This window comes from Pseudomonas sp. Bout1 (genome assembly GCF_034314165.1).
In the GTDB taxonomy this organism is placed as follows: Bacteria; Pseudomonadota; Gammaproteobacteria; order Pseudomonadales; family Pseudomonadaceae; genus Aquipseudomonas.
Genome location: NZ_JAVIWK010000001.1, coordinates 1,389,571 through 1,404,537, shown reverse-complemented (window position 1 = coordinate 1,404,537; position 14,967 = coordinate 1,389,571). Strand labels below are relative to the sequence as shown.

Here is a 14,967-nt window from a genome sequence, read left to right as displayed (position 1 = left end):
AAATTTGTTTCCGTGGTAGCGGCCGCCTGGTCCGGCGATCATTCGCTCAACAGATCAATGACAAGGACGCCTTATGCAGCGGTTTTCTTTTTGTCGGCCTTCAATTGGCCGGCGGTTACAAGTTCAAGCTGGTACTGACGTAGCTCTGGGATCTCTTCGCCCCACTGCCGGACTGCCTCGTATGTGATGCCGAGCGCTTTGGCGAGGGGGGCGATCCCTTGGAAATGTTTAATTGCGTCGGCACGGTTCATGGCTGACTCCTTTGGGTATACGGCAATTCAAGCATGCTTGTGTTTACTAAGCAAGCATGCTTGCCAAGCTAACTTGTAGATTGCTTGCATGAAAATTACTGATCGGATTGCGAAACTTGTCCTGGCGCGAAAGCCTGAGATCGGGCCGCGAGGATTCAAAAGGGATATAGCGACCACCTGCGGGGTCAGCTACGAAGCTGTTCGTCAGTGGTTTGCCGGTGATACTGGCAACATAAAGAACGAAAACCTGGTAGCTATCGCTGAGGGCTATGACACGACGGTAGACTGGCTGCTCTCAGGCAAGGGCGAGCCGCCGAGCCGGAAGGCCACGGACGCTCCAAAGTCCGGCAATTATTCCTCGGCGGATCTGGTCAAGCAGATGCTCGCAAAACACGGCCGGGGGCTTTCGGAAGAGGCGCGAGCGCGAATCGCCGAGGTGGTCGAAGAGGTTGCGCAGGAGTCGAAGCCGACCAATGTAGTGCAAGTCGACTTCTCCAGGGCGGGCCAGGTCGGTGACGAAGTATGGATTGCCCACTACGACGTGCGCGCAGCGATGGGCGGCGGGCAGATCCCGCACGAATTCCCAGAGATGCTTCAGGATATTCGGGTCAGCCCCAAACACTTGAGGGAGATGGGAGTTTCGTTCAAAGAACACTTCCACCTCAAGATGATCACCGGCTGGGGCCAGTCAATGGCGCCGACGATCAAGGATCGCGACCCGCTGCTGGTAGATATAACCATCCGGGAGTTCACTGGGGATGGCATATACCTCTTCTCCCATGACGACATGCTTTACGTGAAGCGCTTGCAGAAGAAAGGCAAGGATCGCTTCAAGATGATCTCCGACAACAAGCATCACGACATAGAAGAAATCCGCGTGGATGACACCCACATCTTGGCCCGCGTGCTGTACGTTTGGAACGGCCTTCCGGTTTAAGACCATGCCCATCATCAAAGCCCGGCCAGCGCCGGGCTTTTTATTGCCCGCTAAAAAGGTGCCGCCTCCTCTTCCTGCTCAAACTCAGCTTCGCCCCTCCCCGCTGCCTCGACCTCTTGCTGCTCCCACCTCACGGTCACACTACCGTCGTCATTGAGCGTCAGCTCAAGCTCGTCGGTTTCGGCGATCACGCCCAGCACCTCTTCCCACTCCCGATCGCCATCGGTGTCCAGGCGATGGATCGTCACCCAGCGCTGCGCCTGCGCCACGGGGTGGTTGATCATTGATGACACCCTCAATCCCAGCCGCTCCATGCCCGTCATTTCTCCGCGCGGCGAGCCTGCCGGGCTTCCTTTCTGCTTAGCCATATTCGCCTCCCAAGAATGCTGTACATACATACAGTAAGCAAAATAAACACAAGCGTGCTTGCATTCAATTCACAAGCATGCTTTTATAAATGCAAGCCGACTTGTGCTTCTGAGCAAGTACAGGACGACCACCGCTCTTTAACAACCAGCGCAACAAACAACAGACCGCATTGCCTCTACCGGCGACCGGCGAGCAGACAGGCCCGAAAGCCTGCCAACGACAGGGAAAACCTTGTACGGCTGCTCGATGGTGAAACGCCAGAACTGAGTGAGTGACCCGGCAAGCAATGCGCCCCGCCCCTTCCGGCGGCAATTGGACGGAGATTTTCACTGATGCACCCAACTGCAGTTCGGTCGGGTGCATTGGGAAAACAACCGGAGGAAGTGAAATGTCCTACTACAAGACAAGCGATGCCGGTGTTCTGGCGGCTTGGAAGGCGTACAGAGAAAGCGCGGATCGTTTGCAGGTGCTGGGCGAAGAGTTCGCCAAGCGGTTTGTAGGCGCCACCGCACTGTTCCAGACCAGCATGCACAGCGGTCGTAACTTCTACGGCCTGAAGTTCAGCCCGCCAATGCCACAGCCGCTCTGGACGAAGCCAGACCCAAAAGCTGATAGCTCGCAGTTTCCGCGCTCAAGTCTGCCGCCAGGCACCAAGGGTGATGAGCGCAAAGCGTTGAAGCTTGATCTGGAAAAGCTGCAGGAGGAATTCAAGGCTCATAAGCCAAAGGATAAAGCTGACCTGAAGCCTTTCCTGGATGCCATGGGCCTTGGTGGTGGCGCGCTGTTCTTCAACGGCTACAAGCAGGTCGTTACGCCTGACTGCATCTACATCAGCACCTCTGCTAAGCCCAGCGACGTGCTGACGGAAATCCTGGGTAGCGAGTTTGAAGCTGCTGAAAAAGCCAATCTCTGACAACCAGCGCCACGTCAGCCTGACGAAAACTGCCCGAGGCCCTGGTACTCCCCAGCACCAGGCCGCATCGGGGTGTGATCTAGCCGTGGGCAAGCGCCCTGCACCGTTGGATGAGGAAAGACCTGGAATAGTCCTGTGTCCGAATTTGCGGACGTGTCGACCTCCCTAGGGTCACGTAAAAATCACGGCCAGGGCCCGGCGTAGCTGGGCGTTAAGCAGGGGTTGCGCCCTGGTGGATAGATCACACCCCGATGCGGACGAAATCGCGGCCTATAACCGCCCACCTGCATGCAACAACCCTTCGAGAACGGTGGCCACTGCCAACCCAGTGAGCGAGCAACGGAGGATAGGCGGCCATGTGAACCACTACGCACCCAAGACGCCATATGCGTCGACCCGCGTTCACGTATGGGGGCATATGTAACGCACCGAAAGCCCGGGCAACCCCCGGGCTTTTTTACGCCTCGCCTTTATTCGTCAGCACCCTCCCCTGCGCCCAACGGCAATCAGCAGGCGGTCAGGCTGCTGACGAATAAACGCAACCCACCATAAGGAATCGTGATGAACCAAACCATTCGCCAAAAACAAGCGGTCCTGCAGGCGTTGCGGGATCGGTTTGCACTGTCCACCTCGGAGATGTACGTGATGATCGGTCGCGAAGAACCTGTGAAGGTGCCGCGCTTCAACGTGGTACCGCTCGGCAAGAACCTGTTCGACGTGGTCGAGCGCTCCACCGGCGTTTCTCGTGGTGCCCGCACCGGCCACGACGGCGCCTGCCAGTACGCCGACCAACTCGAGCGCAACGCTGACTTCTTCGGCGCAGCCAAGGCCACATCGCGGCGCTTCGGGGCTCGCCTTCTTCGCTGGACGATCGGCTTCGCGGCACTGCTGGTGGTGTTCGCCTACTACGGTGCGCAGCAATGATCGGCGTACCGATGGCCAACCCTCGGGACACAGTGATCGCGGATCTGCATCGCCAGATGGACGCATTCTTCGGCGCCGGTAACAAGGCCGAAGAGATTGCCGCCGGCGTCAGCGGTGAAGTCGGCGGGCCGATCAAATGTGCCCGCACCAACAAGCTACGCGCCGAGCGGGACAAACTGGCACCCGACCTCAAGCAACTGGCCGAGAGCGGAACGTCGATCAACAAGGCGGCCGCGGCACTCGGAATCGACCACAAGCGCGCCCGGCTCATCGCCAGAGAGAACGGCTTCAAGTTCACCGACAGTCCGTGAAGCGCATCAGCAACCAGGTGAGACAGCGCCGGCGGCAGGCATGGCTTGATTTGCCAGCACATGAAATCGAAGAGGTAGGCCATGTCCGAGGAAGAGCAACAGCCGACGGCGGAGGCGCTGAAGCAGCGCCGCAAGCGCGAGAAGGCAGCGGCAAAGGACGCTGCCTTGGGCGTCGAGAAATTTACGGTTGAGGTCGCCGGGGTATTCAAGAAAGACCTGAAGCGCCTGATGAAGCAGCACGGCTTCAACAACCAGCAGGAAGTTCACCAGACCCTGCTGCGCAACGTTATCGCCGCCGACTTCGAAACGGCGGCGCAGATGCTCAAGTGTGTCACGACACCTTTTGTCGCTACCGAAAAGGTGTCACAGCTCCTTAGAGCGGCTGGTTTGAAGTCGCTCGAAGACGATCCGCCAGAGCCTGACGACGAAATCGAAAGGCCCGCATAACCTACCCTACCCGCCGCATTGTAGATGCGATGAAGTAATCGCGAGCCCCTAACCTCGGCGACGACCTGCCCTCATAAATGCACGTATCCACAGGGATGCCACACCGATTACAAATGGTGTCCAAACGATAAAGGCTGCTTTTTCCGTATCGAATATGTCTTCCAGGTCCAAGTTATTGGAAAAGCCAACCACCAGGATGAGAAGACCCAAAACCAGCGCAAGCCAGCCAACTATTCGCAGGGTGTTTTCTACCAATTCAGTTTGCGCTTCGTTCATAGATGCCCTTATCCAGCTCCATGCCGGTCACCCGTAATACCCCAACCCAAACCAAATTGCCACCACCGGCCACCGGAGGGCGGCGCTTACCCGGAGTAACCCCATGTCCAAGCAAGCACAGCAAGCAGTACTCGCAACCGAACTCCCTGAGCGCGGCCAACCCCTGGGCGGCGGCGTGTTCATCACCCGGTACTGGCTCAACGGTGTAGAGCGCGCCCTGATCCAGCTGCCTGACGAACTCGGCGGGCCCTGGGGCGAGTACGGCGTGAAGATCAAAGGCGCCGACAGCTACAGCGATGGCGAAGCCAACACCCGGGCGATGGCCGAGGCCGGCAGCGTGATCGCCATCAAGGCTCTTGAGTTGGGCGGGCACATCCCTTCCTGCCTTGAGGGGCAGCTGGTTAAGGCGGCACAGGCGGACGGCCTGGTAACGATGAACGAAGAGCGCTTCCACTGGCTGAGTACGCAGCGCTCCGCCTACTACGCCTACTTCATGGACTTTGAAGTTGGCTTGCTCCTCCTCAACGGCAAGGACTACGAGCGGCTCGCGCGCCCTGTCCGCAGCCTCCCTATTCAGTAATTCATTTCTTCATTCGTTTTTCGCAGGTGATTCCCGGGAGCGCCAGGACGGCGCTCAGACCAGAAGCTCGTCGGGAAGCGCCGGCTACCTGCAACTTATCTCGCTCACAGGAGCATCTCATGCGCGCCAATGAACTGACCACGTACACCCGTGGCGATCTGACTATCAGCAGCCCGGACGAAGGGGTGGTGCTGAAACTCGCAACTCTGGCCATCGCCGCCGCCCCAGCCATTGCGGCAAGTGGCATCCCCTCCATCGGCGAATACTGGCCCGGTGAAGGAGGAGTGAACGGCGACCTGTTCCCGGGCGGCGACAAGCCCTACTACCTGATCGTGCCGACCGGCAGCGATGACGAAGCCACCCACGAATGGGGCGGCTACGGCCAGGAACTCGACGGCGCCAAATCCGCATGGGATGGCCAGGCCAACACCGCTTACCTCGCCAGCAGCAACCGAGAGCACGACCACCCGGCTGCACAGTTCTGCGCAGCCTTCGAGCGAGACGGTCACAAGGATTTCTACTTGATGGCGCGCCGCGAGGCGTCCTTCCTCGAAATCACGGTGCCTGAGGTGTTCACCCAGGCGTATCACTGGACCAGCTCGCAGCGCTCCGCCGACTACGCCTACCCCATGGCCTTTGGAGATGGCTTGCTCTTCATCAACGCCAAGAGCAACGAGCGGCTCGCGCGCCCTGTCCGCAGAAAGTTTATTTGATCATTCAATTCTTCATTCATGGGTGCGATAGCACCCTCGCTTTTCAGGGAGGCCAGGGATGGCGCTGCATACGGATTTGGAAATCCACAAGGTGGCTGAGGAGTTGCTCGGGCTTTCGCTTGACCTGGTGCGCAATATCCCGCGCGACCTGAAACAGGTTGTCGGGGCAAAGATTCGGGACGAGTGCTTACAGGTTCTGGTGTTGATCGGCCGGGCCAACATGACGCGGGACAAACTGCCCCAGATCAACTTGCTGCTCGAAAGCATCTGGATGCTCAACTACCTGCTGCGCGCCCTCACCAATCGAGGGTTGATCAGCAAAGGGCAGCACGCCAAAGCAATGAAGATGACGGCCTCAGTTGGCCGCCAGGCAAACGCCTGGAAGAAGTCCGCAACCGCGCCCGCTGCTTGAGGGTCAAGGCCCTCTTGCCTGTGCGCCAAATCTGGTCGAGCCGCTGACCTCTGGTCACCGCCATGCGCACAACAGAAACCGCCGGTCTAAAGCGTCCGCGTAGGTCTCGCGCAGTTTCCAAGCTGATCGGCCCTTCCTTCGGTTTGGCGATGTAGATAGCTCGACAGGTCGCAGCGCTCCGCCAACAACGCCTACAACATGGACTTTGAAGATGGCTTGCTCAACAACAACGACAAGAACAACGAGCGGCTCGCGCGCCCTGTCCGCAGATTTAAGTGTTGCTCCCTTCCAGTTCGAGGATCTCGTCCAGGCTTACTACGACTGCCGACGCAACAAGCGAAATTCCGCAAGTGCCCGGCTGTTCGAGAAGGACATGGAGATCAACTTGCTGGATCTGCACGACGACCTGATTGCCGGCACCTACCGGCCAGGCCGATCCATTTGTTTCGTGGTCACCCGACCGAAAGCCCGGGAAGTCTGGGCGGCAGCCTTTCGGGACCGCGTCGTCCACCACCTGATGTACAACCATGTGGCGTCGCGCTTCTACGCCAGCTTCATCGCGGACAGTTGCGCATGCATCCCAGGGCGCGGCACGCTGTACGCCGCCACCCGGCTTGAATCGAAGATCCGCAGCGCCAGCGAGAACTGGTCGAAGCCGATCTTCTACCTCAAGTGCGACCTGGCCAACTTCTTCGTCGCCATCGACAAGGCGGTGCTGCGCAAGCAGCTGCAGGCCAGGATCACCGAACCCTGGTGGCTGGCCTTGGCCACGCAGATCCTCATGCACGACCCGCGCGAGGATTACGAGACCCGCAGCCCGGCACACCTGTTCAACCGGGTACCGCAGCATAAGCGCCTGGTTGCGCAGCCCGCCCACCTCGGCCTGCCGATCGGCAACCTGTCGTCGCAGTTCTTTGCCAACATCTACCTCGACGCCCTGGACCAGTTCGCAAAGCACCAGCTGCGCGCCAAGCACTACATCCGGTACGTCGATGACTTCGTGTTCCTGCATGAGTCGCCGCAGCAGCTCAACCAGTGGCTGGCAGAGGTCGAAGCGTTCCTGCCCGGGCTCGGCGCCAAGCTCAACCCGACCAAGACAATCCTGCAGCCAGTTGATCGCGGCGTCGACTTCGTTGGTCACGTCATAAAGCCCTGGCGACGAACCACCCGCAAGCGATCACTGGCCCAGGCATTGAAGCGAACAGCCGCAGCACCTGCAGAGGATCTGCGCGAGACCGCCAACAGCTACTTCGGCCTGCTCAATCAGGCTAGCCACAGCCAGAAGGACCGCGCCGCCCTGGCGAATGTCGTGCTGAAGCGCGGAAACACGGTCAACGCAGCGCTGACCAAGACCTACCAGAAAGCCTAATCCACTCCACCGCCCGGGCATGGCCCGGCAAGGACTCCCCGTGACCAACTTGTTCTGGCGCTTGATCGCCAAGCTGCTTGCGCGCCAGGCGGTTGCCGCCTGGCTCATCGCCCGAGCCCAGCGCACCCCGTACCTGCACATCATGTCCGCCGACGGCACCGAGATTTACATGGGCCGCTGGTGGCTGTTCAACCCCTACTCCCGCGAAACGCACAAAGCTGCACTGTGGTGGTGCCCGTGGTCTTTCCGCATCCACCACATCATGCGGCACGACGAAGACCGGGACCTGCACGACCATCCGTGGAACGCTCGTACGATCATCCTGCGCGGCTGGTACACGGAACAGCGGCTGGATCCTGCGACCTGGTTCGACAGGCTGACACCTGGGCGTCCCCTGCTGTGGCGGGAGGATCAGGATGATCCCTGCAAGCTTTCGATGAAGAGTCGAAACCCGGGCGACACTGCGCGCCTAAACCACGGCGAGTACCACCGAATCGACGAAGTCTCACCCGGCGGCGTCTACACCCTCTTCATCACCAGCAAGTGGCGCGGTGACTGGGGCTTTCTGGTCAACGGCGTGAAGGTGCCTTGGCGCACCTACACCGGCACAGACAATTGAGGTTCTGAGAATGAGCAAGGTAATTCAAACGGTTGAAGAGCTGGATGCCGTGCTGCACTGGAGACGGAAGCACGCGCAAGCCATGAGGGCCGTCGACGCTGGAAAAGATCGAGAGGCCGCGCTGCAACAGCGCCTGACCGCAGCGGATGAGCGGGCGGATGTGCTGGAGGGGTTGTTGCTCCAGACAAATGAACTGCTCTATGCGATCCAGGGTGATCCGGGGGCGGTGCCGTCTTCGTCGATTGATTCGATGCGCGGAAGAGTATTTGAAGCACTCAAGCGAGATAAGAGTACATCCGTACTCCATCCGCAAAACCTGTAACCCCTCCCCCTTCAAAGTCAGCCGCTATAGCGGCAAGGACGAAGTCATGCCTGAAGATACCAAACACGACGCGGCAACGGCTGACCGCGCGCTACTCATTCTCGCGGCTCGGTCTGCTCGGATTGATATCGAGCCGTGCACCTGCGACAGCTTGAAGTGGCCTTTTCGCCTGGCTGGAAAGTCCGGCGTGCGCGCTCACTGGAACCCACTCATCAACGACGGCGATGCGCTGCGGTTGGCAGTGGTCATGGGTCGCATGGAGCGCCTGGGCGTGGCCATTCACATCGTCGAGCCGTTCGACGGCGACACCGGCCCATACACCTGCGTGGATGCTGAGCGCTTCGGCGAGCAGACCATGTATCACCACGATGATCCTTTCGGGGCGACTCGCCGCGCAATCGTTGAGGCAGCTGCTGAGATTGGGAGGCGGTCGTGATCGCCACCCTCTGGTTCGCCTACGTCTTCATCTACAAGGGGCCCAGGCCATGAGTAACAGAATCGTTTGCCAATTCAGCTGCGGTGCTGCTTCGGCGGTGGCCACCAAACTGGCTCTGGCTGAATATGGCGCAACTCACGATGTGCAGATAATCAACGCCTTCCTGGCCAATGAGCACGACGACAACCGACGGTTCGCCCAGGACTGTGAAATCTGGTTCGGGCAACCGATCACTGTGCTTCGTGACGAGAAATACGGGGCCGACGTGCAGAACGTGTTCCTACGCGAACGATACATGAAGGGCCCTCATGGAGCGCCTTGTTCGATGCTGCTTAAGCGCAGGCTGCTCTCCACCTACGAACAACCGGGTGACGTGATGGTCTTCGGCTACACCGCCGAAGAGATCGATCGGCTGGACGACTTCAGAGAAAGAAACCCAGACCGACCAGTGATTGCACCGCTGATAGATCGAGGCCTGGGCAAAGAGGACTGCAAAGCCATCATAGAACGAGCCGGTATCGAACTGCCTGCCATGTATCGCATTGGCTATTACAACGCGAACTGTATTGGCTGCCCAAAAGGCGGCGAAGGATATTGGCGCGCAGTTCGTGAAGACTTTCCAGAGGTGTTCGAGCAGCGGTGTTTGGTCCAGGACGAACTGGGACCCGGCTCATGGTTTCTTCGCTACCGGTCAGGACCTAGGAAGGATGAGCGATTCCCTTTGCGCGACCTTCCTGTTGGCCCAATCGCGCGCAACGAGAAGCTGCCCAACTGCAGCTTTTTCTGCGAGATGGCCGAGGCCGATATCGCCGCAACAGCCTAACTCCAATCCCCCTACATGCCTGCCGGTGAGCGGCGGGCGGGATCAAGGAAGCTGACTATCAACCCAGCGCTCTGCCGCTGACATTGCTTCGTCCAGGGCCGCCGGGTAATCAGCCCACGGCCCTGAAAGCTCAGCTGCGACTTCACCCATTCCGTGTATGTCCACGGGCTCGATGATTGTCGCTGATGTAGGCACCGGGTCGTTCGGCCTTTTCCAAACGAACTTGAGGAATACCGTGTGACCTCGGTACTCATGAGCGATCGGCACATCTAGGTTGTGTGACACGCGTCCTCCCACAGGCGCAACGACTTGAACACCTGTTGTACACCCATCCAAAGGGTTGAGAAACCCGAGCAAAACGCCATCACTCCATTCCCCTATGGCCATCGCAGAGCGGTGCGCCGACTTCTGCCGCCCAGCGCGGCAAGGACACCACATGTTCGCAATCAAACTCACCCTGATCCTGCTGGGCGCTTTGCTGTACCTGGTCGGCACCGCCGGATGGTTCTTTTGGCTCGGCCCACGCCTTCTGGCGGACGGCGAAACAGCCGACATCCTCTACGCCTTCGCCGGCACCTGCGGCTGGATGCTGATCACCTTCGGCCTATTCATTCACATCATCAAGACAGCGCGGCCCACGGCGGTCGTCGGGAAGGAAAAATGAGCAAAGTCACCCTGGACGAATGGGCGGCGGCCGAGTTCAAGACGCCGCCGAGCCCCAACACCCTGCGTAAATGGGCCCGAGAGGGCCGAATCGCGCCATTACCGGTCAAGCACGGGCGCAACTACTATGTAGAGTCAGACGCCCACTACCAAGAACCTGATCAGCAGCCCGTACGGATCGTCGGCGGGAGCCTGATCAGCAGAATAGAGAGAGCACGCAATGGCGCCCAGGCCGCGTAACACAGGGTCAAAGGATCTTCCGCCCAATCTCTACCGTAAGACTGACGCCCGCAACGGCGTCACTTATTACACCTACCGCGATCCGGTCAGTGGTCGCGTGTTCGGCCTGGGCAAGGACAAGGAGGCGGCGATCCGTGAGGCCGTCGCCGCCAACCACGCAGATGCCATCAAGCCAACGCTTGCAGAACGCATCAGCACGCCGGCACCAGTGCCTGGCAAATTGTTCTCGGAATGGCTGGACGAGTACCGCGAACTGTTCGCTGAGCGGAAGTTGTCAGCCAGCAGCAATAAAAACGTGGGCATGCGGATAAACCGGCTGACGGCGGTATTCGGCTTAAAGGGGATCAAGGACATCACAACGATGGATGTGGCTGATTACCTGACTGGCATGGCCAAAGAGGGAAAGGCGCAGATGGCCAGGGCAATGCGTTCGCTGTTGCGAGACGTGTTCGCCGAGGCTCAGGCGCGGGGGTGGGCAGACGCCAACCCGGTCGAGGTGACCAAGGCGGCGCGGGTGAGCATCAAGCGCGAACGGCTGACGCTGGAACTGTGGAGGGCGATTTACGAGGAAGCCACGAAACCATGGCTTCGCAGGGCAATGGAGCTTGCCGTGCTGACTGGCCAGCGCCGGGACGATATAGCCTCGATGCTGTTCAAGGACGTGCACGACGGCTTCCTGCATGTCGTTCAGTCCAAGACCGGGGCCAGGCTTCGGATTAGCACCGCGCTGCGCCTGGACTCGGTCGGGCTGGATCTGGCCAGCGTAATTAAGCAGTGTCGCGACAGCGTTCTGTCACAACACCTGGTGCACCATACACAAGCATCGGGCCGAGCAAAGGCTGGCCAGCCGTTGGTGCTGGACACGCTGAGCTCTGCCTTTGCCGAAGCTCGCGACAAAGCGGGCCTGAAGCTGGGGATAACTTTTGGCCGCCAGCCACCGTCCTTTCACGAGCAGCGATCCCTCGCCGCACGACTTCACGAACTCGAAGGCCGTGATGCGCAGAAACTGCTGGGTCACCGCTCGGCCACTATGACCGATCTGTACCGAGACAGCCGAGGCGCTGAATGGATCGACGTGGCATAATCGGTGGCTGAATTTTTGGGCGATATTGGGGAAGTTTTGGGGAGGATTTAATGCCCAATGAAATCAAGCACTTACATCTTTACGGCATCAAAGCCTGCGACACCATGAAAAAGGCGCGCACCTGGCTCGATGAACACGCTGTCAGCTATGAGTTTCATGACTACAAAACGACCGGTATCGACCGCGAACACTTGACCCAATGGTGCAATGAGCACGGTTGGCAGGTGGTTTTGAACCGTGCGGGCACCACCTTTCGCAAACTCGAAGACGAACGCAAAGCCGATCTCGACCAAGCGAAAGCCATTGAATTGATGCTCGCGCAACCCTCGATGATCAAGCGACCCGTGCTTGATCTCGGTGACAAAACCCTGATTGGCTTCAAGCCAGATAGTTATTCGGCGGCCCTCAAGTAGGCCAGCCCACTCCATTTTTGTAGAGGTAACAGCATGTCCAATTCCCTGTTCAGCCTGGGCTTCGGCGTCGGCACTCAGAACCGCCAAGGTGCTTGGCTGGAAGTGTTTTACGCACAACCGCTGCTCAACCCTTCGGCTGAAATCATCCAAGCCATCGCACCAGTCCTCGGTTACAGCGAAGGCAACCAGGCCATCACGTTCACCGTGGCCCAGGCTTCGCAACTGGCTGACGCACTCAAGGGCGTCGACGCTACCCAGGCCGCACTGCTCACCCGCCTGGCTGAAAGCCACAAGCCGCTGGTCGCCACGCTGCTGGCCGAAGACGCCGCGCTGACGTCCACCCCCGAGGCTTACCTCAAGCTGCACCTGCTGTCCCATCGCCTGGTCAAGCCACATGGCCTGAGCCTGGCCGGTGTGTTCCCGCAGCTGCCGAACGTGGCCTGGACCAGCCAGGGCGCAATCGACATCGCCGAGCTGGCCGAGCGCCAACTCGAAGCACGCCTGCGTGGCGAGCTGCTGGAGGTGTTCTCGGTGGACAAGTTCCCGAAAATGACCGACTACGTGGTGCCGAGCGGCGTGCGTATCGCTGATGCCGCACGCATCCGCTTGGGCGCCTACGTAGGCGAAGGCACCACCGTGATGCACGAAGGTTTCGTCAACTTCAACGCCGGTACCGAAGGCCCGGGCATGATCGAAGGCCGTGTGTCGGCTGGCGTGTTCGTCGGCAAGGGTTCGGACCTGGGCGGCGGTTGCTCCACCATGGGCACCCTGTCGGGCGGCGGCAACATCGTGATCAAGGTGGGCGAAGGCTGCCTGATCGGCGCCAACGCCGGTATCGGTATCCCGTTGGGCGACCGCAACACCGTGGAATCGGGCCTGTACGTCACCGCCGGGACCAAGGTTGCACTGCTGGACGAGGCCAACCAACTGGTCAAAGTGGTCAAGGCGCGTGAGCTGGCCGGCCAGCCGGACCTGCTGTTCCGCCGCAACTCCGAGACCGGTGCCGTGGAGTGCAAAACCCACAAGTCGGCCATCGAACTGAACGCAGCGCTGCACGCTCACAACTAAGCAGCGACTCGATGCCACTAACGGCCCACACCTTCAGGGTGCGGGCCGTTTATACGAGCCTTGATCACCATGCTTGTGCCCTCTCCCTGGCGCGCCGATTTCCCGGCCATCGCCACTTTGCAACGGCAAGACCAGACCTATCTGGACAACGCCGCCACCACGCAAAAACCTCAAGCCCTGTTGGATGCCATCAGCCATTACTACGCCAATGGCGCAGCGAATGTGCACCGTGCCCAGCATCTGCCGGGCGCCCATGCGACCCAGGCGTTTGAGGACAGCCGCAGTAAAGTGGCGCAGTGGCTGAACGTCGGCGAAGACGGGCAAATCATCTTCACCCACGGCGCAACTTCCGCGCTGAACCTCCTGGCTTATGGCCTTGAGCACCTGTTCAACCCCGGCGATGAAATTGTCATCAGCGCCCTGGAACACCACGCCAACCTGCTGCCCTGGCAGCAACTGGCTAAACGCCGCGAGCTGACGCTGGTGGTCTTGCCACTTGACGATGACGGCTTGATCGACCTGCAAGCCGCCGCCCAATTGATTGGCCCGCGTACCCGCCTGCTGGCGGTCAGCCAACTGTCCAACGTGCTTGGCGCCTGGCAGCCGTTGCCACCGTTACTGGCGCTGGCCAAGGCGCATGACGCAGTGACCGTGGTCGATGGCGCGCAGGGCATCGTCCATGGTCGCCATGACATGCAGGCTCTGGGCTGCGACTTCTACGTGTTTTCCAGCCACAAACTCTACGGGCCGGATGGCGTCGGCGTGCTGTATGGCCGCACTGAAGCCCTGCATCACCTGCGCCACTGGCAGTTTGGTGGCGAGATGGTGCAGCACGCTGATTATCAAAGCGCCAGCTTCCGTCCCGCGCCCCTTGGCTTCGAAGCCGGAACACCGCCCATCGCCAGCGTGATTGGCTTGGGCGCAACCCTGGATTACCTGAGTTCCCTCGACCAGCAAGCGGTAATGGCACACGAAGCCGCCCTGCACGACTACCTGTTGCGTGGCTTGCAGGCGCGCAAGGGCTTGCGCCTGCTCGGTTCGCCGCACGTAGCCTTGGCCAGTTTCGTGGTGGACGGCGTGCACAACGCCGACCTCGCCCACTTGCTCACGGAACAAGGGATCGCCGTACGCGCAGGCCATCATTGTGCAATGCCGCTGCTCAAGCAGATGGGGCTCTCGGGTGCGATTCGGGTGTCGCTGGCGCTGTATAACGATTCCGATGACCTGAAGCGCTTTTTTGAAGCGCTGGACCAGGCACTGGATATGTTGCGATGAGCTTGCCGACCGAGGCAGTCGTCGCGCTGCAAGCGTTTCAGGCAGTCGGCAGTTGGGAGCAACGGGCCCGCCTGTTGATGCAATGGGGCGAGCGGTTGCCCGCCTTGCCGGGTGAAGACAAGGTCGAGGCCAACCTGGTGCAGGGCTGTGAAAGCCTGGTGTGGCTGGTGGGGCGATTGCAGGACGGCCATTGGCAGTTTGCCGCCAGCAGCGATGCACGGCTGATTCGCGGGTTGGTGGCGTTGTTGCTGGCGCGGGTTAACGGCTTGTCTGCGGCAGAGTTGCTGGCGGTTGATCTACCCGATTGGTTCAATCAGCTGGGGCTTTCCCGCCAGTTGTCGCCGTCGCGCAGCAATGGCTTGAATGCAGTACTGCAGCGGATGCGGGAATTGAGGTTCAACACATAACCCCTGTGGGAGCTGGCTTGCCTGCGATGGCGGTGTATCAGTAACAACTGCAGTAACTGACAGGCCGCTATCGCAGGCAAGCCAGCTCCCACATTTTGATCTTCATTCAGGGTTG

Annotated in this window: 23 protein-coding genes; 20 read left to right on the top strand and 3 right to left on the bottom strand. The window is 59.9% G+C overall.

Going from position 1 to position 14,967, the window contains the following annotated elements:
- Window positions 1-71 precede the first annotated feature (71 nt).
- Complete coding sequence (locus RGV33_RS06355; protein WP_236446895.1) at window positions 72-251, bottom strand: Cro/CI family transcriptional regulator; 180 nt, start codon at window positions 249-251, stop codon at window positions 72-74.
- A gap of 88 nt (window positions 252-339) precedes the next feature.
- Here RGV33_RS06355 and RGV33_RS06350 point away from each other — a divergent pair, with 88 nt between their 5' ends.
- Window positions 340-1,188, top strand: a complete 849-nt coding sequence (locus tag RGV33_RS06350) for a LexA family transcriptional regulator (RefSeq protein ID WP_322143544.1) — start codon at window positions 340-342, stop codon at window positions 1,186-1,188.
- Window positions 1,189-1,238: 50 nt separating this feature from the next.
- On the opposite strand, the gene RGV33_RS06345 is transcribed toward RGV33_RS06350, so the two are convergent.
- A complete protein-coding gene (locus RGV33_RS06345; protein ID WP_322143543.1) occupies window positions 1,239-1,556 on the bottom strand; it encodes a DUF1654 domain-containing protein in 318 nt (105 codons plus the stop codon).
- Between the two features lie 389 nt (window positions 1,557-1,945).
- Between RGV33_RS06345 and RGV33_RS06340 the strand changes: the two genes are divergently transcribed.
- From RGV33_RS06340 to RGV33_RS06325, 4 genes are all read left to right on the top strand, one after another.
- Window positions 1,946-2,470, top strand: coding sequence for a hypothetical protein (locus tag RGV33_RS06340; protein WP_322143542.1), 525 nt, complete (start codon window positions 1,946-1,948; stop codon window positions 2,468-2,470).
- A 561-nt stretch (window positions 2,471-3,031) separates the two neighbouring features.
- Entirely contained in the window at window positions 3,032-3,394 is a 363-nt protein-coding gene (locus tag RGV33_RS06335) for a hypothetical protein (protein WP_046068892.1), read from the top strand.
- Window positions 3,391-3,705 carry a hypothetical protein gene (locus RGV33_RS06330; RefSeq protein ID WP_322143541.1) on the top strand — a complete coding sequence of 105 codons (315 nt, stop codon included), beginning with the start codon at window positions 3,391-3,393 and terminating at the stop codon, window positions 3,703-3,705. Before RGV33_RS06335 ends, RGV33_RS06330 begins: the two co-directional genes overlap by 4 nt.
- Window positions 3,706-3,786: 81 nt before the next feature.
- The gene (locus RGV33_RS06325) at window positions 3,787-4,152 is read left to right on the top strand and encodes a hypothetical protein (protein WP_322143540.1); all 366 of its coding nucleotides are present in this window, start codon (window positions 3,787-3,789) and stop codon (window positions 4,150-4,152) included.
- Between the two features lie 48 nt (window positions 4,153-4,200).
- On the opposite strand, the gene RGV33_RS06320 is transcribed toward RGV33_RS06325, so the two are convergent.
- Window positions 4,201-4,428, bottom strand: coding sequence for a hypothetical protein (locus RGV33_RS06320; protein WP_322143539.1), 228 nt, complete (start codon window positions 4,426-4,428; stop codon window positions 4,201-4,203).
- A 103-nt stretch (window positions 4,429-4,531) separates the two neighbouring features.
- Here RGV33_RS06320 and RGV33_RS06315 point away from each other — a divergent pair, with 103 nt between their 5' ends.
- From RGV33_RS06315 to RGV33_RS06245, 15 genes are all read left to right on the top strand, one after another.
- On the top strand, window positions 4,532-5,008 hold the full coding sequence (locus RGV33_RS06315; RefSeq protein ID WP_322143538.1) for a hypothetical protein: 477 nt from the start codon (window positions 4,532-4,534) through the stop codon (window positions 5,006-5,008).
- A 119-nt stretch (window positions 5,009-5,127) separates the two neighbouring features.
- Window positions 5,128-5,721 (top strand): DUF1566 domain-containing protein, encoded by a 594-nt coding sequence (locus RGV33_RS06310; protein WP_322143537.1) that lies wholly within the window; start codon window positions 5,128-5,130, stop codon window positions 5,719-5,721.
- A gap of 58 nt (window positions 5,722-5,779) precedes the next feature.
- Complete coding sequence (locus RGV33_RS06305; protein ID WP_054917220.1) at window positions 5,780-6,133, top strand: four helix bundle protein; 354 nt, start codon at window positions 5,780-5,782, stop codon at window positions 6,131-6,133.
- A gap of 211 nt (window positions 6,134-6,344) precedes the next feature.
- Window positions 6,345-7,502 carry an RNA-directed DNA polymerase gene (locus RGV33_RS06300; protein ID WP_322143536.1) on the top strand — a complete coding sequence of 386 codons (1,158 nt, stop codon included), beginning with the start codon at window positions 6,345-6,347 and terminating at the stop codon, window positions 7,500-7,502.
- 40 nt (window positions 7,503-7,542) lie between these two features.
- Window positions 7,543-8,121, top strand: a complete 579-nt coding sequence (locus RGV33_RS06295; RefSeq protein WP_322143535.1) for a hypothetical protein — start codon at window positions 7,543-7,545, stop codon at window positions 8,119-8,121.
- Between the two features lie 10 nt (window positions 8,122-8,131).
- A complete protein-coding gene (locus tag RGV33_RS06290; protein WP_322143534.1) occupies window positions 8,132-8,443 on the top strand; it encodes a hypothetical protein in 312 nt (103 codons plus the stop codon).
- Between the two features lie 46 nt (window positions 8,444-8,489).
- Window positions 8,490-8,879 carry a hypothetical protein gene (locus RGV33_RS06285; protein ID WP_322143533.1) on the top strand — a complete coding sequence of 130 codons (390 nt, stop codon included), beginning with the start codon at window positions 8,490-8,492 and terminating at the stop codon, window positions 8,877-8,879.
- Between the two features lie 49 nt (window positions 8,880-8,928).
- Window positions 8,929-9,702 (top strand): hypothetical protein, encoded by a 774-nt coding sequence (locus RGV33_RS06280; protein ID WP_322143532.1) that lies wholly within the window; start codon window positions 8,929-8,931, stop codon window positions 9,700-9,702.
- 436 nt (window positions 9,703-10,138) lie between these two features.
- The gene (locus tag RGV33_RS06275) at window positions 10,139-10,366 is read left to right on the top strand and encodes a hypothetical protein (RefSeq protein WP_322143531.1); all 228 of its coding nucleotides are present in this window, start codon (window positions 10,139-10,141) and stop codon (window positions 10,364-10,366) included.
- Window positions 10,363-10,605, top strand: coding sequence for an excisionase (locus tag RGV33_RS06270; protein ID WP_177039657.1), 243 nt, complete (start codon window positions 10,363-10,365; stop codon window positions 10,603-10,605). Before RGV33_RS06275 ends, RGV33_RS06270 begins: the two co-directional genes overlap by 4 nt.
- Entirely contained in the window at window positions 10,586-11,689 is a 1,104-nt protein-coding gene (locus RGV33_RS06265; RefSeq protein ID WP_322143530.1) for a phage integrase Arm DNA-binding domain-containing protein, read from the top strand. The genes RGV33_RS06270 and RGV33_RS06265 overlap by 20 nt, the downstream gene beginning before the upstream one ends.
- A 50-nt stretch (window positions 11,690-11,739) precedes the next feature.
- On the top strand, window positions 11,740-12,102 hold the full coding sequence (locus RGV33_RS06260) for an ArsC family reductase (RefSeq protein ID WP_322143529.1): 363 nt from the start codon (window positions 11,740-11,742) through the stop codon (window positions 12,100-12,102).
- 33 nt (window positions 12,103-12,135) lie between these two features.
- A complete protein-coding gene (gene dapD / locus RGV33_RS06255; RefSeq protein WP_322143528.1) occupies window positions 12,136-13,170 on the top strand; it encodes a 2,3,4,5-tetrahydropyridine-2,6-dicarboxylate N-succinyltransferase in 1,035 nt (344 codons plus the stop codon).
- A gap of 69 nt (window positions 13,171-13,239) precedes the next feature.
- On the top strand, window positions 13,240-14,445 hold the full coding sequence (locus tag RGV33_RS06250; RefSeq protein ID WP_322143527.1) for a cysteine desulfurase: 1,206 nt from the start codon (window positions 13,240-13,242) through the stop codon (window positions 14,443-14,445).
- Window positions 14,442-14,852 carry a SufE family protein gene (locus tag RGV33_RS06245; RefSeq protein WP_322143526.1) on the top strand — a complete coding sequence of 137 codons (411 nt, stop codon included), beginning with the start codon at window positions 14,442-14,444 and terminating at the stop codon, window positions 14,850-14,852. Before RGV33_RS06250 ends, RGV33_RS06245 begins: the two co-directional genes overlap by 4 nt.
- Window positions 14,853-14,967: the final 115 nt, after the last annotated feature.